At 38.3% G+C, this 19,604-nt stretch carries 16 protein-coding genes; 8 read left to right on the top strand and 8 right to left on the bottom strand.

Annotated elements, in window-relative coordinates; translation table 11 throughout:
- Positions 1-60 precede the first annotated feature (60 nt).
- Together HB912_RS01530 and HB912_RS01525 are read left to right on the top strand one after the other, a co-directional pair.
- Positions 61-2,163 (top strand): glycosyltransferase family 39 protein, encoded by a 2,103-nt coding sequence (locus HB912_RS01530; protein WP_185371907.1) that lies wholly within the window; start codon positions 61-63, stop codon positions 2,161-2,163.
- 16 nt (positions 2,164-2,179) lie between these two features.
- A complete protein-coding gene (locus HB912_RS01525; protein ID WP_185371906.1) occupies positions 2,180-3,148 on the top strand; it encodes a glycosyltransferase family 2 protein in 969 nt (322 codons plus the stop codon).
- A gap of 36 nt (positions 3,149-3,184) precedes the next feature.
- Here the strand turns inward: HB912_RS01525 and putP are convergent, their stop codons facing one another.
- The gene (gene putP, locus HB912_RS01520) at positions 3,185-4,657 is read right to left on the bottom strand and encodes a sodium/proline symporter PutP (protein WP_185371905.1); all 1,473 of its coding nucleotides are present in this window, start codon (positions 4,655-4,657) and stop codon (positions 3,185-3,187) included.
- Between the two features lie 517 nt (positions 4,658-5,174).
- Here putP and HB912_RS01515 point away from each other — a divergent pair.
- Positions 5,175-6,065 carry a helix-turn-helix domain-containing protein gene (locus HB912_RS01515; protein ID WP_185371904.1) on the top strand — a complete coding sequence of 297 codons (891 nt, stop codon included), beginning with the start codon at positions 5,175-5,177 and terminating at the stop codon, positions 6,063-6,065.
- Between the two features lie 74 nt (positions 6,066-6,139).
- Positions 6,140-8,050, top strand: a complete 1,911-nt coding sequence (locus tag HB912_RS01510) for a MucBP domain-containing protein (RefSeq protein ID WP_185371903.1) — start codon at positions 6,140-6,142, stop codon at positions 8,048-8,050.
- Positions 8,051-8,123: 73 nt separating this feature from the next.
- Here HB912_RS01510 and lplA read toward each other — a convergent pair whose 3' ends face one another.
- From lplA to HB912_RS01490, 4 genes are all read right to left on the bottom strand, one after another.
- Complete coding sequence (gene lplA / locus HB912_RS01505; RefSeq protein ID WP_036072105.1) at positions 8,124-9,119, bottom strand: lipoate--protein ligase; 996 nt, start codon at positions 9,117-9,119, stop codon at positions 8,124-8,126.
- 15 nt (positions 9,120-9,134) lie between these two features.
- Complete coding sequence (locus HB912_RS01500; protein ID WP_185371902.1) at positions 9,135-9,866, bottom strand: MBL fold metallo-hydrolase; 732 nt, start codon at positions 9,864-9,866, stop codon at positions 9,135-9,137.
- Positions 9,867-9,982: 116 nt separating this feature from the next.
- Entirely contained in the window at positions 9,983-10,654 is a 672-nt protein-coding gene (locus tag HB912_RS01495; protein ID WP_185371901.1) for a class A sortase, read from the bottom strand.
- Between the two features lie 54 nt (positions 10,655-10,708).
- A complete protein-coding gene (locus tag HB912_RS01490) occupies positions 10,709-11,320 on the bottom strand; it encodes a DNA-3-methyladenine glycosylase (RefSeq protein ID WP_185371900.1) in 612 nt (203 codons plus the stop codon).
- Positions 11,321-11,514: 194 nt separating this feature from the next.
- Between HB912_RS01490 and ltaS the strand changes: the two genes are divergently transcribed.
- From ltaS to kdpDN, 4 genes are all read left to right on the top strand, one after another.
- Positions 11,515-13,515 (top strand): lipoteichoic acid synthase, encoded by a 2,001-nt coding sequence (ltaS, locus tag HB912_RS01485; protein ID WP_185371899.1) that lies wholly within the window; start codon positions 11,515-11,517, stop codon positions 13,513-13,515.
- A 110-nt stretch (positions 13,516-13,625) separates the two neighbouring features.
- Positions 13,626-14,870, top strand: a complete 1,245-nt coding sequence (locus HB912_RS01480; protein WP_185371898.1) for a dicarboxylate/amino acid:cation symporter — start codon at positions 13,626-13,628, stop codon at positions 14,868-14,870.
- 99 nt (positions 14,871-14,969) lie between these two features.
- Positions 14,970-15,719: an SDR family NAD(P)-dependent oxidoreductase gene (locus tag HB912_RS01475; RefSeq protein ID WP_185371897.1), complete on the top strand. Its 750-nt coding sequence runs from the start codon at positions 14,970-14,972 to the stop codon at positions 15,717-15,719.
- A gap of 166 nt (positions 15,720-15,885) precedes the next feature.
- Positions 15,886-17,034, top strand: coding sequence for a KdpD-like non-kinase potassium sensor (gene kdpDN, locus HB912_RS01470; protein ID WP_185371896.1), 1,149 nt, complete (start codon positions 15,886-15,888; stop codon positions 17,032-17,034).
- Between the two features lie 40 nt (positions 17,035-17,074).
- Here kdpDN and HB912_RS01465 read toward each other — a convergent pair whose 3' ends face one another.
- The 3 genes from HB912_RS01465 to HB912_RS01455 form a co-directional block, all read right to left on the bottom strand.
- Positions 17,075-17,671, bottom strand: coding sequence for a TetR/AcrR family transcriptional regulator (locus tag HB912_RS01465; RefSeq protein ID WP_185372824.1), 597 nt, complete (start codon positions 17,669-17,671; stop codon positions 17,075-17,077).
- Positions 17,672-17,752: 81 nt separating this feature from the next.
- Positions 17,753-18,883 carry an ABC transporter permease gene (locus HB912_RS01460; protein WP_185371895.1) on the bottom strand — a complete coding sequence of 377 codons (1,131 nt, stop codon included), beginning with the start codon at positions 18,881-18,883 and terminating at the stop codon, positions 17,753-17,755.
- The gene (locus HB912_RS01455; protein WP_185371894.1) at positions 18,880-19,602 is read right to left on the bottom strand and encodes an ABC transporter ATP-binding protein; all 723 of its coding nucleotides are present in this window, start codon (positions 19,600-19,602) and stop codon (positions 18,880-18,882) included. The genes HB912_RS01460 and HB912_RS01455 overlap by 4 nt, the downstream gene beginning before the upstream one ends.
- Positions 19,603-19,604 lie beyond the last annotated feature (2 nt).

Raw genomic sequence — 19,604 nt, 5'->3', positions numbered from 1 at the left:
CATAGCCTGTTCACATTTTACTTTTACACTAAAAGTAATCTAACAGAACGAGGTGATTTGATGAAGAAAAAAATAGATCCTTATTTAGTTGGCATTCTCTTAATTGCTACTTTTTTTAACTTTTATGGGATATGGAATGATGAAACAGTCAATCCTTATTATACTGCAGCCGTAACCAGTATGGTACAAAATTTTCACAACTTTTTTTATGCGGCTTTCGATCCAGCGGGTTTTATCACTGTGGATAAGCCGCCTGTTGCCTTCTGGTTCCAAGCTCTCAGTGCAAAAATCTTTGGCCTTCATGGCTGGAGTGTGATTTTACCACAAGCCCTTGCAGGTATTGGTTCCGTCTTTTTACTATATCTATTAATTAAACCACGCTTTGGAAAATGGGCGGCGCGTATTGCTTCGCTTGTTCTTGCTATAACACCCATTGCGGTTGCAGTGACTCGAACAAACAATGTGGATGCGATTCTAGTCTTCTTTCTCCTTCTTGGTACTTTCTTTTTATTTAAGGCTGTGAACCGAGGAAGATTCGGATGGTTGTTGCTCGCTTTTGTCATGGTGGGCATTGGCTTCAATGTCAAAATGCTTCAGGCTTATATGGTACTCCCAGCCTTCATTCTTTTTTATCTCATTGCGTCAAAAATTTCTTGGAAGAAAAAAGCTCTGCAGTTAGGGATTGCTCTTGTTCTTATGTTAGGTGTCTCTGTATCATGGGCAGTTGTTGTGGACAGCACAAATGCTGATTCGCGTCCCTATATCGGCAGTAGCCAAACGAATTCTGTTCTTGAGCTTGCTTTCGGTTATAACGGTGTAGAACGTCTCTTAGGTCAAGAAACTGGGATGGGAACTAGCGGATCTGGCGGTGCTCCTGGCTCATCGTCAGGCAGTAATAGTGAAGGTATGCAGGCACCTCCTTCCGGTGGGCAATCAAATGGAAATAGTAGCGGAGGGACTCCTCCAAGTAGTGCTCCTAGTGGGAATGGGCAATCAGGAACAAGCGGACAACCACCTTCTGGAGGGCAGCAAGGCGGACCTCCAAGTCGTGCAGGAGGAGGGCCTAATTCTTCAGATAGCGCGAATAGCGGAGCACCTGGTGGAAACGGTGGTTCAAAAATGCAGAAAAATAACGGGGGAATGTTTGGAACGGGTGAAAAAGGACCGCTTCGTCTCTTCCAAACAGCTCTTGGCGATCAAATCAGCTGGTTCCTACCGCTTGCGCTTTTCGGCATACTAGGTATTTTCTTCAATTATCGTGATAAAAAGAAAAAATGGTTCCACTTATCGGAAACTCAAAAAGAAATGGTCTTCTGGACAGCTTGGCTGATTCCAGTTGCAGGCTTCTTCAGTGTCGCAGGATTTTTCCACCATTACTACTTGATCATGCTTGCACCAGCTATCGCAGCCTTATCAGGCGCTGGCTTTGTTGCATTGCTCCAATTATTCCATAGAGAAAAAGATTGGAAAACAGCTCTTCTACCAGCAGCCATTACAGCAACAGGCGTGCTACAGGCCTTTTATGTTGGTCAATACAGTTTAACTTTAGGAATGACACTTGGAGTCTTAGCAGTTATAGGATCTGGATTGCTCTTCCTCTCCCGAATGAAATCACAAAAATCAACAACTGGTCTTGCTACTGTTTCACTGATTTTATTACTTGTTGCACCTACCTACTGGTCGCTTACTCCGCTCATTTATGGAGGCAATAGTTCACTTCCAGAAACCGGACCACAGCTTGCTACTTCAAGTGGTGGAGGCTTCGCCGATGCTTCTGTTGATACTGAACTAATTGATTATTTAAAGAAAAATAATTCCGGTGAAACTTATCTATTTGGAACTACGGATTCAACAACTGCTGGCCCTTATATCATCAGCACGAAAAAAGCAGTATTGGCGCTCGGCGGTTTTAATGGTACAGACCCAGCACTCACTGTAAAAAAACTTAAACAGATGATTAAATCAGGAGAACTGAAATATTTTTATCTTCCAAACAACAGCAAAGCAGCAGATTCCTCCGTTATTAAGTGGATCAAGAAAAACGGCACAGAAATTGATACTTCGGAATACAAAACTGATACAGACGCTACTTCTTCTGCCACCCAAACCGGAAATAGCCCGCAAAACGGCACTGGAAATGGCACGCTTTATCTGCTGAAATAAGGAAAGGATGATTCATATGCTACCCAAAGTTGATTACTCCGTCATTATTCCTGTCTATAATGAAGCAGAAGTTTTACAAAGTAGCTACGAACGATTAACAGAGGTTTTACAGAAGCTTAAGGCAAATTATGAACTCCTCTTTGTCAATGACGGGAGTAAAGACGGAACGAAAGCACAGCTCGATCAAATAGAAAAACAGGATACAAACGTCAAAGTGCTCCATTTTTCAAGAAACTTTGGTCATCAACTGGCAATTACAGCTGGAGTAGATTATGCATCTGGAGAGGCTGTCATCGTAATTGATGCGGACCTCCAAGATCCGCCAGAATTAATCCTGGAGATGATTCAAAAATGGCAGGAAGGTTATGATGTCGTCTATGCAAAGCGCTTGGCACGAAAAGGGGAATCTTCATTTAAAAAAATGTCAGCAAGCCTGTTCTACCGGCTTCTAGATAAAATATCAGAAATTCCTATTCCAGTAGATACAGGCGATTTCCGCTTAATGGATAAAAAAGTGTGCGAGCAGTTACGATTACTTGGTGAAAAAAATCCATTCGTTAGAGGGCAGGTGAGTTGGATTGGGTTCAGGCAAACGGAAATCACCTATATTCGTGATGAGCGCTTATCTGGCGAAACAAAATATCCACTCAAAAAAATGGTGAAATTATCGCTTGATGGAATCACCTCGTTTTCTTATTTGCCACTTAAACTCGCTAATTATTTAGGAAGTCTCACTTTAGGGATTGGGTTTCTTTACTTTTTCATTCTATTGATCAGATGGACGTTTACTGGTCATCAAATATCTGGAATGAACGGTATCGCCATTCTATTGCTTGTTCTTTTTGGAAGTTGTTTTCTTCTATTAGGGATCATCGGTGAATACCTTGCTCGATTATTTGAGGATATCAAAGTACGGCCGCGTTATATCATTGATGAGGCAAATGGATTTACTTTCGGTGAAAGAAAAAAAGAGAAGCTTTCCTAAGCTTCTCTTTTTTCTTATTCGTATTGCTTTTTGTGATCATTTTTCTAGAATTTCATTTTGATCCTGGTGTTGACGTAATACCCCTTTTTGTGGCGCTTTCGTTAGTTTGCTGACAATAATAATGGCAAGGCAAGATAATAAGAATCCTGGCACCATTTCATACAACCAGCTAGACAATCCTGATACAATCCAAATTACAACGACGATTCCACCCGTAAGCATGCCCGAAACGGCGCCTTCCTTGGTCATTCGTTTCCAGTATAAGCTGAAAATAATCATCGGGCCAAATGCCGATCCAAAGCCTGCCCATGCATATCCTACAATTTCTAAAATCGTTTTGTTAGGCATAAAGGCCAAAATGGTTGCAGCAATCGAAACAAGTAATACTGCTAAGCGGCTATAAAGCACTTTTTGTGAACTTGAAGCTTTTTTCTTGAACAATAGAAGAAATAAATCATTCACAAGTGAACTTGATGCAACGAGAATCTGTGATGAGATCGTACTCATAATTGCTGCGAGTGCCCCTGCTAAGATAAATCCAGTTATGTATGGATTAAATAAAACATCTGCTAGTTTTAGAAAAACGGTTTCTGGGTCAGCGAGTGTCAGGCCTTGCTGTTTAAAATAAAACAGACCTGTTAGGCCGGCTCCCATTGAGCCTAGCATATTGACAATCATCCAAGAAACACCATATCTTCTTGCGGACTTCATTTGTTTATGACTTTTGATCGCCATAAAACGGACGATAATGTGTGGTTGGCCGGCATAGCCAAGCCCCCAAGCTAAGTAGCCGATAATGGTGAGAATCGAAACATCCGTGACAACATTGAAGAAATCAGGATTAGCTCCAACTATTTGGTGATAAACTTTGACTCCTTCTCCTCTCCCAATATTTGTGAATGTGACAATCGGTACGACGACAAGAGCCAGTAAAAGTAGTGCGCCTTGGACAAAATCCGTTAGACTGACGGCAAGAAAGCCACCAATAAACGTATAGATCACAACGATTCCCATCGTAATCAAAACACCTGTTAAGTATTGTGCTCCAAACGTGGATTCAAATAATTTCCCGCCAGAGACAATTCCGCTTGTTACATATAATGTCGAGAAAATGATTAAAATGAGGCCTGAGGTTACCCGAAGTACGTTGCTTTTATCTTGAAAGCGATTTTTGAAGAAGTCTGGAAGTGTAAGAGAATCTTTTGCTACTTCTGTATAAACACGCAGTCGTGGAGCCACAATGATGTAATTTAAATAACAGCCTAAAACGAGTCCCAGTGCGAGCCATGCTGTTGCAAGACCTGTGCTATAAATTGCGCCTGGAAGCCCCATAATCATCCAGCCACTCATATCCGCTGCACCTGCTGAAAGAGCTGTTACTGCTGGTCCTAGTGAGCGTCCCCCTAGCATATAGTCAGACATATCGTTCGTTTTCCTATACGCATAAATTCCAATTGCGACCATTAATAGCAAATAGACCCCAACTGAAAAATATACTCCAAATTCCATGAAATAAGCCACTCCTTTTTGATAAGCGAAAATTCAAAATGTTCAAATTTCTAATTTTGCTAAGTGATATGTTTTTTACCTTAACAATACTGAAAACTGATTGCAAGTTGAAAATAGTCCTATAGAATTGTCTCGCTCCCTCTTAGAACTGCCTGTAAGTTACTATTATCGCGAACAAAAAATAAGGCAAAAGACCTACATTCAAACACAATAAAGCTGCAATTCGTTTTTCCTTACAAAAAAGGAGCATAAAGGGATTCCAGAAACTTTGAATATTAATTATCGCAAACAAATCTATACTGTGTTTTAGTGAGTGCTAAGCACCCATTACATCATTAATCAGCTTGAAATCCTGTAAATCTTTCTTTCAATTTACTTTATTTATGTAATTTTTTTCTCTTTCTAATTTTTGGAACTATGATAAAATTTATCGTGCTGAGAATAGCCATGTGATAGTTGTGTCCCTGTTTTGTGGCTTCTCATGATCGTACTTTCACATAAAGGTAGGTAAAAATAAATGAATATTGGTTTTATGGTTAAACAAATCAGACTGGATAAAAATCTAACTCAAAAATATACTGCGTCTGGAATTATGAATTTGTCACACTACAGCAAATTTGAGCGAGGTGAAACAACAACGAACATTGAAAACTTTTTAATGATTTTGCATCGCTTAAATGTAAGCTATGAAGAATTTCTTTTAAAGGACACATCTGAAATATTTATGCTCAAAAAAGGTCTTTCTCATGATTTTGCCAATGCTTTTACGGCTGGTGATACTTTAAAGCTTTCTAAAATTATTGAAGAAACCTCCAAGATTCTTGAAAATAACAATGAACTTGCCTTTCATCACCTCAACGAGCTTGCCACAGTGTATCTATCCCTTTTTAATAACGGCTTTAACCTAGCTGATTTACAAGGAAAACTTGAAACAATCAAAAGTTATTTAAGGAAAGTAAACAGTTGGGGCATCTATGAATTTGTTTTGCTAAACAATGCTTTAGGAACATTTAAAATGGATGAGGTGATTTACTTTGCGCAAAAAACAGAAGTACAGTTGAAAAAATTTGCAATCACTGACAAATGCTATATTGCTAATGCTATCTTGTATAATGCATCCCTTCTTTTATTAGAAGCTCATCGTTTTAAAGAAAGTCATAAATTCGCCTCCACTTCTATTCAAACCGCAAAAAAACATGCTAATACCTTTGAATTAATTGTCAGCAAAATCACCTTTCATGCTTCTGCTTTCGCCCTCTCCCTTCCCGCTTATCACGAAACAGAACTTTTAAAAAGTTTTATTGCACTAGATGTAGTCGACAATCCTAATTTTTATCAGCTCATCGCGCAAATTTGTTGTGAAATCATCCCAGACCTTGAAATGAAATTACAAAATATTCATATTTGAAATTTTCTATTCAAATTTTCTGCAAAAGAGATACTATAAATGTGGAAAGACACTACTTGAGAGGAGTTATACTTATGTTCTGTATAAAAAAAGGAATGAAATTGTTCTGTGCCTTAGCAATCGTAATAGGTCTAATAGTACCGAGTTATCAAGCGAAAGCAGCTTTAAATGATACGGTTGCTATTCCTGACAAAAACTTACTAGCAGGTTTAAAAAAGCGTTTAGATAAGCCTTTTGCTGATTCTTTGACCAAAGGAGATCTTGCTTCAATCACTGGAAAACTTGACCTTACAAATCTAGCTGGAGCAAATGCAACTGTACCAGGCCCTGTCTCTAATCTTACTGGTTTGCAATATGCCTCAAACATTAATGAATTTGTTTTTTCTTATAACCAGACCAAAAACTTAGATGCCATCGCTAACTTTCCATTGCTAAAAAAAGTTATTGCTGTTCAAGATGGATTAACAGATATCTCTGCACTCGCAACACTTCCTGCTTTAGAATCTGTTGATATAAGTTACAATCCAATTGAAGATTTTTCACCTATTTATAAAATTAAAAACCTAACTGCTTTTACCTATGATTCAGGGGCATGGCTCTATCCTTCGAATCCACAAATCAACGATCGTCAATTTGAAAATTTTGTAAATATAAAAGGTTTGAAATTTATCAACTTGTCTTGGAATCAAGTATCCGATCTCTCGCCTTTAACTGGTAATGATTATATCCAAAACCTTCAGTTAAATCATAATCATCTTTCAAATATTGCTCCTATTTCAACAATGAAAAACTTGAATGTTCTCTATCTTAATCAAAACAATCTAACTTCCATTGAAGCTCTGAAGTCTTTACGCCATTTACAACTGGCTTATTTCGATGGCAACCACATCACAGATTTGAGTCCCATGAAAAATTTCTATGAAAGCATGGTCAAAATCGGAGACTATCAAGGGATGCAATTACAAAATCAAACGATCAGCTTGCCTCCGGTAACTATACAAAAAGGAGAGACGGCTGTTTCTAACAATCCAACGTTAGATTTTAACGGAAACCCGATGCCTGTTACAAGCGTTTCTGATGCTGGGAAAATTTCAGATGATCATAAAACGATTTCCTTTAGCAATTTACCAGAGGGATTAACAACAGCAAATTACAATGTGGAACTCCATACTACTTCAAATAGTGGTGTCCCGATGGATTATTCACTGAAAGTCACACAGCCGATACAAGTTCGCCCAGCAGCAAAAACTGGTCGTGTTCACGTTTTTTATCAAGATGAAATGGGTAAAGAGCTAGCTTCCCAAGAGGTCTTGAGTGGGAACATTGATGATAACTATCAAACCGTTCAAAAACAAATTGACAACTATCAACTTAAAAAAGTGGAAGGAAATCCATCCGGAAAATATACAGCAGCTAATCAAACCGTTACTTATATTTACGAAAAAGTTGACGGAAAACCTGTTACCGTGAAATATGTGGATACCGGTGGAAACGAACTAGCTCCTGCTGATTCTTTGACTGGGAAACTTGGCGATCCATTTCATGCGATTCCTAAGAAAATAGATGGTTGGCATCTAAAATCCATTCCGCAAAATGTAGATGGTCAATTTTTAGAGGTTAATCAAACCGTTACTTTTGTTTACGAAGAAGCTAAGGCAAGTATCCTGCCAGAGAAACCAATCATCAATCAAAATCAAGTCATGCCCCTTGATCCAATCGAAAAACCTACAAAGCATTTAAAAGAAATTTCATGCTTAGAAAAGGGTAGGATTATACCGCTTGCAAGCGTTTCTTCTGATTTGCCAAGTTTTCAAAATACGGTTGTGAAAACACCTCTTGCAAAACCTATAACCAATAAAAAGAACACTCAGAAGCTTTTACCTAAAACTGGGGATACGTCCTCCGCTCTTTTATATATACTAAGTGGATTCATTTTCATTCTAGCTAGTTGGATTTTATTGGAACGAAAACGCATGAATGGCTAGTCATTCCATTTATAATAAAACCAAAAAACCGGCTGATTAAGTAATCAGTCGGTTTTTGCTTACTCATTTAACCTTAGTAGAGTAGCTCTAAAAAATCTTCCTTTGTTATATTTCCAAAATAACTTTGGATATCTATATCTGATAATACAGCTTCTAGTTCTTCTTTTTTATAAGGTACATCTACAAGTTTTTTCTCAAGTTCTGTTACATCTGCCACCCCAAAGAAATCACCAAAAATTTTAATAGCAGATATCTTCCCTTTATTAACATTCAATCGAATATCAATGGAACCAACTGGGAAGCGTTTTGTGCGTTCCAAATCAAACTTAGGCGATTTTCCGTAATTCCAGTCCCAGTTTGCATAGCGGGCTTTTGAAATCTCGTGAATTCGCTCCCAGTCTGCATCTGTCAACTTGTATTCTTTCACATCTGAAACATCATTCACATCAAAAATATAAAGTAGTAATAAATCACGAAACTCTTCTGTCGTCATTTCTTTATCCATAAAGTCAGCAATATTTGCTACTCGGCTACGTACAGATTTAATTCCTTTAGACTCAAGCTTATCTTTACGAGGCTTAAGCGACGCCGCCACGTGCTCTAAGTTTAAGTCATACATTAAGGTTCCGTGCGAAAACATTTTCCCTTTTGTCGCAAACTGTGCATTTCCTGAAACTTTGTAGCCATCGATAAGTAAATCATTCCGCCCTTTTAGTTCTGCATTGACCCCTAATTTTTGAAGGGCTTCCACAATTGGCTGTGTGAATTTCGCAAAATTATGGAAGGAATCACCATCATCTTTTGTGATAAAACTAAAGTTAAGGTTTCCTTCATCGTGATAAACAGCACCACCACCGGAAAGGCGACGCACAACGATAATATCATTTTTTTCAACATAATCCGTATTAATTTCTTCTATAGTATTCTGGTTGCGTCCAATGATAATCGAAGGTTTATTAATGTAGAACAAAAGAACGGGTTCATCAAGATTTAGCTCTGTTAAAATAAATTCTTCTACTGCTAAATTAATTCGTGGATCTTTTTCGTTGTTATTGTCGACAAAATACATCTGCTTTTCCCCTTTTTATATATTTTTTGTGAAACCTTTTGTTGCAAGTTCGACTGGTCCAGAATAAACTTCGCTTGCTTCTCGCTTCAACTTTTCCAGATCGCCCACTTGCGGTAAGTGACTGAGAAGAAGTGACTTGACATTCGCTTGTTGCGCAAGTTTTCCGACTTCAACACTTGCCATATGCACTTTGGATTTACCTGCCATCTCTTTAAAGAAATTAGTATCTGTAATAAGCAAATCAGCTTCTTTTGCAAACGGAATAAAACTTTCTTGATAAGCACTATCTGCTGTATAAACTAGCACTTTTCCATTCGCTTCGATACACATCGCATAGCAAGGTACAGGATGAATCGTTTTCAAAAATGAAATGGTGAAAGGACCAACTGTCAGCACTTCATTTTCACGATATTCATGTGCTTTTGTAACGCCTTCCATTTCAAGATAAGAAAAGCCTCGATCATCTTCCTTATGTCCATATACAGGGAGAACGGGCGGTTTTTCTTGATTAGGTGACAATAACCGAACATGCTGCAAAATCCCTAAATCTGCGACATGGTCAGGATGATAATGGGAAATAATCGCTGCATCAATCGTATCAGGATCTAAATAATTTTGCATGATCGAAACTGCACTTGCACCAATGTCAACTAAGAGTTTAAAACCGTCTTCCTCAAGTAAATAACTAGAAGTGCCATCGTTTGCTTTCGGATAGCCACCCCAGTGTCCAAAAACTGTTAATTTCATTTGATTTTCACCCTCTCTTCACCTTCTTATCATACAACAATTTTATCTCGAAACCAAAGCAACAAGTTTTTACACAACAAAAAACCTTTCTAGGATACCCCAGAAAGGTTTTACGCTTATTTTGCAAAGTATTTGGATTGTAATTCTTTTGTTAGTTTTTCTGTTTTGACAAGCTTACCGACAACAATCAGTCGTTTACTCGTTTCCGTTGCTTTGTCACAAGTAATCAAAGTGATTCGATTATCTCCTGCATCTTCAAGCACACTAACTTCTGTTTCATTTACTATTTTTGTTTCAGAAACCTTATATTCATAGACATTTTTCAGGTCTGTCGTATAAATCTTAGCATCTTTTTTCACATCCATAAGTGGGCCAAATAACACGGATTGATTACGCATGTGGTGCCCTGCAAGTGGATAATTTCCTTTGCCCATTTTTTGGTCAGGAAGCATGGTTGTTGCTCCAGCGACTAAATTTGATGTATTTGTCCCTTTTAAAATCATCAAGTTAATATCAACCGATGGGACTGCAATGGAACCAACAACAGCATTTTTGTCATAGTTTGTTGCACCTTTTATGACACTTGACATAGACGGAAGTTCAACACTGTCGTAATCAAAGGTTGCTTTTTTATTATTGTTTTTTTCGATATCTTTTGCAGAATAACTAGTAAGGTCACCGCGACCACTCATGTATTTGACAATGGCAGTTTTGATAAACGGTGAAAAAATAAGTAACAATCCGATGATCAAAATGATAATAGCAATAATTTTCTTTGTTCTACTCATACTTTTCCTCCTCAATGCCTTTTTATTATAGCTTAGAGATTCTCTAACTTCAAATTAAAATCTATGATCGCTTCTAATCAATTGCTTTTTTCCAGATAGATAGGGATTCCCGTGAACTGTGAAGCGTAGTGGATAATAAGTAGCTAGTCCTTTTCGAGGAACGCCAATTCTTGGAGACGCATCAATTTGCTTAGGAGGCTTCCCTGTTTCTAGCCAGATATTACTATCAAATAGAGTTTTTCCGTAGTCCGAAATCTTAAATTCAAAAGCTTGCGTGAGTTTTCCTGGACCATTTGTAAGCTCAAGTCCATCTTTTCCAGCGCGATTTTCTTGCATAGTCGATAGCTCCGTAAGCGGCTCGATTGCGCGAATTAAAACGGCTTCTGGGATTCCTTCTTCCATCGTAATGAAATTAAGTAACACTTGCTGATGCATTTGGTACATATAAATCCCACCAGGCTTCCCGAACATAATCTCTGTTCGTTTGGTTCTCCTATTTGTATAGCTATGAGCTGCTTGGTCTAAGCCCCCCAAATAAGCTTCTGTTTCAACAATAATGCCTTTATAACAGTGTTGTCCCGTGTCATGCACAAGAATCGTGCCAAGCAAATCCCGTGCGACTTCAATCGTATTTTTCTTTTCAAAAAAAGCAGCTGACTGTTTCATTCGATTACCTCTTTATCTTTTTCTCCTATCATACAAAAAACGATTTCTTTTTTCCAACTTGAGACGCATGTGTTATCATTTCCCTTATGTTAAAATTGTGTTAAAATGTTAGACGTATAGTTTTAACATTTTATGAATTTTTACGACGTATAGAAAAACAATAACTATTAAATAGAATGTAGGAGAGGTGTAACATGAAGGATGGAAAAGGAAAAATCCAAACATTCCTCAGCAAGAATTATGGATTTTTTATTCTAGCCGTCATTTTATTCTGGCTAAAATCAGTAATTGCTTATGAAACGCAGTTTAAACTCGGTATAGAAAATGCAATGCAACAATTTTTACTTATTATTAACCCTTTGAGTACCGCGGTATTCTTTATGGGTCTTGCTCTTTTCGCAAAAGGACGTCGTTCCTTTATTTGGATTATTATCATCGACTTTTTACTGACCTTTGTGCTGTATGCAAATATGGTCTATTATCGATTCTTCTCAGATTTCATCACACTTCCAAATTTAAATCCAAAACAAATGCAAAATATGGGCGATATGGGTGGTAGTGTCCTAGCACTCATGCACTGGACAGATATTTTATTCTTTGTAGATATCCTATTCTTAATCGGTTTGCTTATTTTTAAATTTGCGAAACCAGATCGCACGGCAAGAATTCGTGCAAGAAAAGTGGTTGGGGTTTTAACACTTGGTGTGGCTATGTTCCTTGCCAATTTAGGAATGGCCGAAATTGATCGTCCTGAACTTTTGACAAGAACTTTTGACCGAAACTATATTGTGAAATATCTCGGTATGACCAACTACCAAATTTATGATGCTGTTAAAAGCACAGAATCGCAAACACAACGGGCGCTTGCTGATAGCAGTGATGTAAACGAAGTTTTAAACTATACAAAATCGAAATACGCAGCCCCGAACATGGAATACTTTGGAAAAGCTAAAGGGAAAAATGTTATTTACATTCACCTTGAAAGTTTCCAACAGTTTTTAGTGAATTATAAGTTAAACGGGCAAGAAGTTACGCCATTTATCAATTCGTTCTTCAAAGATAAAAATACATTGAGCTTTACGAATTTCTTCCACCAAACTGGACAAGGAAAAACGGCTGATGCAGAAATGATGCTTGAGAATTCGCTTTACGGACTTCCTCAAGGTTCAGCATTTACAACGAAAGGTTCTAATACTTTCCAATCTGCCCCGGCAATACTTGGACAGCAAGGTTATGATTCAGCTGTCTTCCATGGCAACTATAAGAGCTTCTGGAACCGTGACGAAGTTTATAAACACTTCGGATATAAAAACTTCTTTGATGCTAGCTACTATGACATGAATGACAACGATGTTTCCAACTACGGATTAAAAGATAAACCTTTCTTTAAAGAATCAGAGCCCTATATTGACTCACTAAAACAACCTTTTTATGCGAAGTTCATTACGTTAACGAACCACTTCCCTTATCCAATTAGCGATGAGGATGCAACGATTGAACCTGCAAATACAGGAGATTCATCCGTAGATACCTATTTCCAAACCGCACATTACTTGGATGAATCTGTGAAATCTTTTGTTGACTACTTGAAGCAAAAGGGTTTGTATGACAATTCCGTGATTATCATGTATGGCGACCACTACGGAATCTCTGATAATCATGCTGCAGCAATGACGAAGATTCTTGGCAAAGACTATAATGCATTTGAAAATGCGCAAGCACAACGCGTTCCATTCATGGTTCACGTTCCTGGTGTTAAAGGTGGTATCCAAGAACAGTATGGCGGTGAAATTGATGTTTTACCAACTGTACTTAGCTTGCTAGGTATTGATACAAAGAACTATCTCCAAATGGGATCAGACTTACTTTCGAAGGAACACAAACAACTTGTACCATTTAGGAATGGTGACTTTATTAGCCCAACCTATTCCTTAATTGGTGGTAAATATTATAATCAACAAACAGGCGAAGTGATTGAAACAGAAACACCTGAAATGAAAGAAACAAAAGAAACCGTATCGAAAGAACTGCAACTTTCCGATTCTGTTTTACAAGGTGACCTTTTACGTTTCTATACACCTGAAGGGTTCAAAAAGACAAATCCAAATGATTACAATTACAATAAAAAAACGAAAAAGAACAAATCAGATAGTAAATCCACATCAAATAAGTCGACAGCTGAAAGTAGTAACTAAAAAAAGCTTCCTAAACCTATGGTTTAGGAAGCTTTTTTGCTCTTTTCTTTCTTGCTCAACTTTGCTATATTTTTAAGAGGGGTTTTTTTAATGAGAAAGGAAAGGTTAATATGAAAATTTTACGAAATTATGCTTTTACGATCTGTTTGCTATCAGGGATCATTCTTGGAGCGATCGCTGGCGTTATTTTCGGCGAAGGCACCGTCATTGTAAAACCGATCGGTGACATTTTTCTGAATTTGATGTTCGTTGTCATTGTGCCACTTGTTTTTTTAAGCGTTTCTTCGGCTATCGCCAATATGAGACAAATGGCACGGCTTGGTAAAATTATTGGCACAATCTTTATTGTATTTTTCTCAACAGCGATTATTGCAGCAATTGTTGCCTTGATTGGTGTTAAATTATTTAATCCTTTACATAATGTAGATACGTCTTCTTTGCTTGCTAACTTACCAAAAGTCGATGCTACAAGTGGTAAAGGAATTGGACAAGTTCTAGTTGATACATTTACGGTTTCTGATTTTCTTGATTTATTTACGAAGTCTAATTTATTGCCACTTATCATCTTCTCTATTTTATTTGGACTTGCAACAACTATGTCTGGTGAAAAAGGACGTCCCGTAGCTGACCTTCTTCATTCTGCGACTGAAGTGGTTCTAAAAATTGTACAGATCATCATGTACGCGGCTCCAATAGGACTTGGATGCTACTTCGCAGTTACGGTTGGCAAACTTGGACCTCAAATTATCAGTGGTTATCTAAATGCTTTCTTACTTTATCTTGCGCTAGCATTTGTCTGTTTCTTCGGTTTAAATACACTCTATGCCTTTATTGCAGGTGGAAAAGCAGGCATTCGCACATTTTGGAGAAATGTTCTTACACCTGCCATTACAGCTATCGCAACTTCTTCAAGCGCTGCATGTATTCCTGTTAATCTCGTTGCGACAAAAAAAATGGGTGTTCCAGATGATATTGCAGAAACAGTTATTCCACTTGGTGCAAATACCCACAAAGACGGTTCAGTGATCGGTGGTATGCTCAAAATCGCCTTTTTGTTCACTTTATTCGGGAAAGATATGTCGAGCTTTGGAAGCATTCTAGCTATGCTTGGCGTAGCCTTCCTAGTCGGTGCTGTAATGGGCGCTATTCCAAGTGGTGGTATGACAGGGGAACTCTTAATTTGTGCAGTTTTCGGTTTCCCAGCTGAGCTTGTTGCCACCATCATGATCATCAGCACTATTATTGACGTTCCTGCTACTTTACTCAATTCAACTGGAAATACTGTCTGTGCTATGCTTGTTTCCCGTTTCGTTGAAGGGAAAAATTGGCTAAAGAAAAAAATCATTACTGAATAAAGGTACTCAAATTTGAGCAGTTTAATGGAACTGCTCTTTTTTGTGGTTTATAATAAAAATGTAAGCGTTATATCGTTTTTCAAAAGGAGGAAAAACAAGATGAGATTACAAGACAAAGTAGCAATTATTACTGGTGCAGCAGGTGGTCAAGGAAAAGAAGAAGCCCTTTTATTTGCAAAAGAAGGCGCTATCGTTATTGCAACGGATATGCAAAAAGATCTAATGGAAAAAACAGGGGAAGAAATTAAAGCAATCAGTCCAAAATCAGAAGTAATGGTGCATAATGTTGCCAAAGATGAAGACTGGAAAAAAGTAGTAGATCTTGCGATAGAGAAATTTGGTAGGGTTGATATACTTGTCAATAACGCCGGAATCAGCACAGACCTTAACATTGTAGAAACTAGTCTCGAAAAATGGGATCAGGTCATTGACGTCAACTTAAAGGGTACTTTCCTTGGTATGCGTCATGTTATTCCGCACATGGAAAAAAATGGTGGCGGTTCTATCGTGAATATCTCTTCCATCGCTGGATTAACTGGGGGCTCTGGTGCAAGTGCTTATACAGCTTCTAAGGGCGGTGTTCGTTTGTTAACGAAAGCTGTTGCTGTTGACTTTGCGAAGAAAAATATCCGTTGTAACTCCGTACACCCAGGATATATTGAAACACCAATGACAAAAGAACTCTTTGAAAATGAGCAAACACACGACTGGTTCCAATCATTAACTCCGCTTCCACGACTTGGCAAATCAATCGATATTGCTTATGGCGTGCTTTACCTTGCAAGTGACGAAGCTAATTTCGTAACAGGAATCGAGCTTCCAGTTGATGGGGGATATTACGCACAATAATTCTAGAAAATGACTAAAGGAGAGTAGCTTTTTGCTACTCTTCTTTTTTTGTTCTCCCCCCTTCTTTCTAAATTAAGATTGTGCTACAATGAATGAAGTGTGAAAAGATGGAACTTCAATCGAGTTTTTAACATCTTCGATCCGATTATTTCTGGGGGTGTATGAGATGAGCAACCATAATATTTCCTTTCATAGAAAAAGTCCGGAAGAGTTGCTGAAACAAATTGAAAAATTAAAACGGGGAAAGCTGAAAATTTACATTGGCTCAGCTCCAGGTGTAGGCAAAACTTACCGAATGTTGACAGAAGCCCATGAACTGCAAAAGGAAAATATTGATGTTGTCATTGGTCTGGTTGAAACACATGGCCGCGAAGAAACAGCGGCGCTTATTCCAGGTCTTGAACAGCTTCCACTGCGTGAAGTGACCTACAACGGAAAAGTCTACAATGATTTAGATGTAGACGCAATTATCGAACGCGATCCAGAAGTAGTCATCATTGATGAACTTGCCCATTCAAATATGCCGGGCTCTTTCAATGAAAAGCGGTATGAAGATGTTCAAAAAATCCTTGAACATCGTATTAACGTAATAACTGCTGTCAATATCCAACATTTAGAAAGCCTCCGCGGTGTCGTTAGAGAGCTTACAGGTGTTTCAGTCCGTGAACGAATCCCTGATAGTATTCTTGATGCGGCAGATGAAGTGCTTTTGATTGATGTCACTGCTGAGACACTTCAAAAGCGACTGAAAGAAGGCAAAATCTATAAAAAAGAAAAGATCGAACAGTCACTTGAAAATTTCTTTACAACCAAAAATCTATCCGCACTTCGCGAAATTGCACTCCGTGAAGTTGCAGATGATGTTGACGATAAAGCCGATAAAAAAGCCGCACGTTTGCGCGCAGCCATGATGAATGAAAAAATTCTCGTTTGTATTAAAAATGATGCAAATGCTGAAAAGTTGATTCGTCGCGGCTTTCGTATCGCTGACCGACTGCGAAGTGAACTTTTTATTTTAACGGCAATCGATCGAAATTTATCTGAGCTTCCAGAACAAATCCAAAAAGAATATAAAGAATGGCAAGAACTGGCCGAACAATTTCACGCTCACTTTTTAGTGGAGCCGATTCAAGAACGTAAAATCTCGCAAGTTATTACGGATGTGGCCAACCAGAAACACATCACACAGATTATCTTAGGCCAATCAGTCAAATCACGTGTGGAAGAACTGGCAAAAGGTTCCATTGTAAATGCCATCATGCGTCAAACTGATGGTGTTGATATTCATATCGTCGCAAACTCTAGAAAAAGTTAAAAAGAGGCAAGAAAAACGAATGTTTTTCTTGCCTCTTTTTTTATTTCAAAATACCTGTTAAAACATAATCAATCGTAAACTCGATTTCACGTTCATCTTCCCACTCCGCATCTGGCATAACTACAAACCGAGTGATCATAAAGCCAACGATATTAGTAATTAAAGCACGCATAATCGTACTATTCGGTAGATTTTTTAGTTCCCCTTTCCCTTTATAATAATCAATTACATGATCAAATTTATCTTTCACATGGGTCATAAAAATATCGGAAAACTGTGCGCGAAGTTCGCTATGATACATAAGTTCCATAAAATAAATTTTAAGTAGTTTTCCGTTCTCGCGAGCAAATTCAAAGCGATTTCGAATTAATTGTTCAATAAAAGCCCTAAAATCGGGATATTCCTGCTCGAAAACCTCTTCTGCAAATTCTTTTGCTAGAAACGGGATAACACCTTCAACAAGCGTTGGCATCGTAATCGCCATCAGCAAATCTTTTTTCGTTTTATAATGCCGAAAAATCGTTCCTTCCGCAACACCCGCTCGTTTTGCAATTTCACTTGTACTCGTTGCGGAAAAACCTTTTTCTGCAAAAAGCTCGGTTGCGGCTTGTAAAATATTTTTTTGCTTCTCACTCATATGCTGATCCTTTTCTGTCACATCGAGAATTTGTTTTAATAAATCAGGTTGTTTTTTCTCCACTTTATTTTCGCTCCTTGATCAAATTTTACGATATTTTTTCAGTGCAAAGATATTTAAAATCAAAAAGAGGACTGCAAAACCAAGCAAGATGTAAAAGTTATTGGCAAATCCAGTAAAGCCTTCTCCGCGAATCATAATATCTTTGAGCGCTTCTGCCCCGTAGTACATCGGCATGATGTGGGCAAGCCATTGTAACCAGTCAGCCATTCCTTCAAGTGGGAAAATACCACAAAATAAAACTTGAGGCACGATCACAATTGGGATAAACTGAATGATTTGAAATTCATTGTTAGCAAACGTAGAGAGCAACATTCCAAGTGCAAGAGAAACCATTGCTAGTGTAAGCGTGATTATAAGCACGTACCAGATTGAACCATTTTGCATCATTCCAAGAACATGAATTGAGTATAGAGCCACAAGAACAGACTGAATCAGTGCGAAAATGCCAAAGCCAATCATGTAGCCAAGTTCAATCTCAAAGCGTCGAATTGGGGTGGTTAATAGCCGTTCAAGCGTACCTGTTGTTCGCTCACGCAAGAAAGAAATCCCGGCAATTAAAAAGACAAAGAAAAAGACAAAAAAGCCAATGAAAATCGGGCCGATTGTATCAAAGTAGCTTGTATCTTGATCTCCAATCACGTAGCTCGCTTTTACTTCCACATGTTGCGTGCCGCCAGTTAAATTAGCGGCTTTTGATACTTCCGCTCCTGCCCCGCTTTTTTCAAGTTGTTTCATCGTTTGCTTGAACAATTGAGCGGCTTGCTTCATTTCAGCGGATTGTTCTGCCATAAGAGCCCCTTGTAGTTTTGCATTGATTTGCGTCGTAATGGAAGGATCACTATTTTCATAAGTAATCGCGAGTTTTTCCCCTTGCAGATCTAAAAATGCATCGAGATCATCACTTTTGATCTTTTGAGTGGGATTTTTCGCTGATGAGTATTCTTTTATATCAAGATCTTTCTTTTTAAGTGAAGTGATCAAACTTTTGTCTAGTCCACTAACACCAATTTTAGGGTTTACACTTTCGCCGTTAAACATAAAGTTTAAGAGTGTGATTAAAAGGAGCGGCGCGAGCATCATTAGTGCAAGCGTTCGTTTATCTCGTTTAAACTGGTTCACAATGCGCTTCACGATGGCTAAAACTCTCATTTCGTCTCCCTCCCAAATTTAAGAAATACTGCTTCTAAGTTTTGACTTTCTGTCTCTTGTTTCAGCTCATCTGGGGTTCCCGTCGCAATCACATGTCCACCGCGAATCATAGCGAGGCGATCGCATTTTTCCGCTTCATCCATGACGTGCGTCGTAACAAGAATCGCCTTCCCGCTTTTTTTAAGCGTTTGAAGTTCTTCCCATATTGAAAGGCGCAATTCTGGATCAATCCCAACAGTTGGTTCATCTAAAATTAACACTTCCGGATCTGGTAGTACGGCAATAGCAAGAGATAACCTTCGTTTCATTCCTCCAGAAAAATTTGCCACTTTTTTCCCTAAATCTGGAGTGAGGTTAACCAGATTTGCAGCATACTCCATCCGCTTTTTCTTATTTTCTCCTTTCAGCCGGTAGAGTGAAGCGAAAAAGTCCAGATTCTCTTTAGCTGTGAGATCTGTATAAAGAGCATCCGATTGTGCCATATAACCAATGTTTTCCATTACTGCAAGATTTGGCATTGCATGTGTTAACACTTCAATGCTCCCACTCTGTGCTTTTTCCATACCAATAATCGTTTTGACAAGTGTTGTTTTCCCTGCCCCAGATGGACCGATCAAACCATAAATTTCGCCACGCCTCACGGATAGTGATAAATCAAATAATATTTGCTTATGCTTAAAACCTACATTTAATGCGTTTGCTTCAATAACGGTTTCCATTT

Origin of the sequence: Listeria aquatica (assembly GCF_014223975.1) — a bacterium.
Classification (GTDB): domain Bacteria; phylum Bacillota; class Bacilli; order Lactobacillales; family Listeriaceae; genus Listeria; species Listeria aquatica.
This window is presented reverse-complemented; position numbering and strand designations above follow the sequence as displayed.

Excerpts from the sequence above, each read along its gene's own strand:
- HB912_RS01530 (WP_185371907.1), top strand. The coding sequence starts at position 61 with ATGAAGAAAAAAATAGATCCTTATTTAGTTGGCATTCTCTTAATTGCT.
- HB912_RS01525 (WP_185371906.1), top strand. The coding sequence starts at position 2,180 with ATGCTACCCAAAGTTGATTACTCCGTCATTATTCCTGTCTATAATGAA.
- putP (WP_185371905.1), bottom strand. The coding sequence starts at position 4,657 with ATGGAATTTGGAGTATATTTTTCAGTTGGGGTCTATTTGCTATTAATG.
- HB912_RS01515 (WP_185371904.1), top strand. The coding sequence starts at position 5,175 with ATGAATATTGGTTTTATGGTTAAACAAATCAGACTGGATAAAAATCTA.
- HB912_RS01510 (WP_185371903.1), top strand. The coding sequence starts at position 6,140 with ATGTTCTGTATAAAAAAAGGAATGAAATTGTTCTGTGCCTTAGCAATC.
- lplA (WP_036072105.1), bottom strand. The coding sequence starts at position 9,119 with ATGTATTTTGTCGACAATAACAACGAAAAAGATCCACGAATTAATTTA.
- HB912_RS01500 (WP_185371902.1), bottom strand. The coding sequence starts at position 9,866 with ATGAAATTAACAGTTTTTGGACACTGGGGTGGCTATCCGAAAGCAAAC.
- HB912_RS01495 (WP_185371901.1), bottom strand. The coding sequence starts at position 10,654 with ATGAGTAGAACAAAGAAAATTATTGCTATTATCATTTTGATCATCGGA.
- HB912_RS01490 (WP_185371900.1), bottom strand. The coding sequence starts at position 11,320 with ATGAAACAGTCAGCTGCTTTTTTTGAAAAGAAAAATACGATTGAAGTC.
- ltaS (WP_185371899.1), top strand. The coding sequence starts at position 11,515 with ATGAAGGATGGAAAAGGAAAAATCCAAACATTCCTCAGCAAGAATTAT.
- HB912_RS01480 (WP_185371898.1), top strand. The coding sequence starts at position 13,626 with ATGAAAATTTTACGAAATTATGCTTTTACGATCTGTTTGCTATCAGGG.
- HB912_RS01475 (WP_185371897.1), top strand. The coding sequence starts at position 14,970 with ATGAGATTACAAGACAAAGTAGCAATTATTACTGGTGCAGCAGGTGGT.
- kdpDN (WP_185371896.1), top strand. The coding sequence starts at position 15,886 with ATGAGCAACCATAATATTTCCTTTCATAGAAAAAGTCCGGAAGAGTTG.
- HB912_RS01465 (WP_185372824.1), bottom strand. The coding sequence starts at position 17,671 with ATGAGTGAGAAGCAAAAAAATATTTTACAAGCCGCAACCGAGCTTTTT.
- HB912_RS01460 (WP_185371895.1), bottom strand. The coding sequence starts at position 18,883 with ATGAGAGTTTTAGCCATCGTGAAGCGCATTGTGAACCAGTTTAAACGA.
- HB912_RS01455 (WP_185371894.1), bottom strand. The coding sequence starts at position 19,602 with ATGGAAACCGTTATTGAAGCAAACGCATTAAATGTAGGTTTTAAGCAT.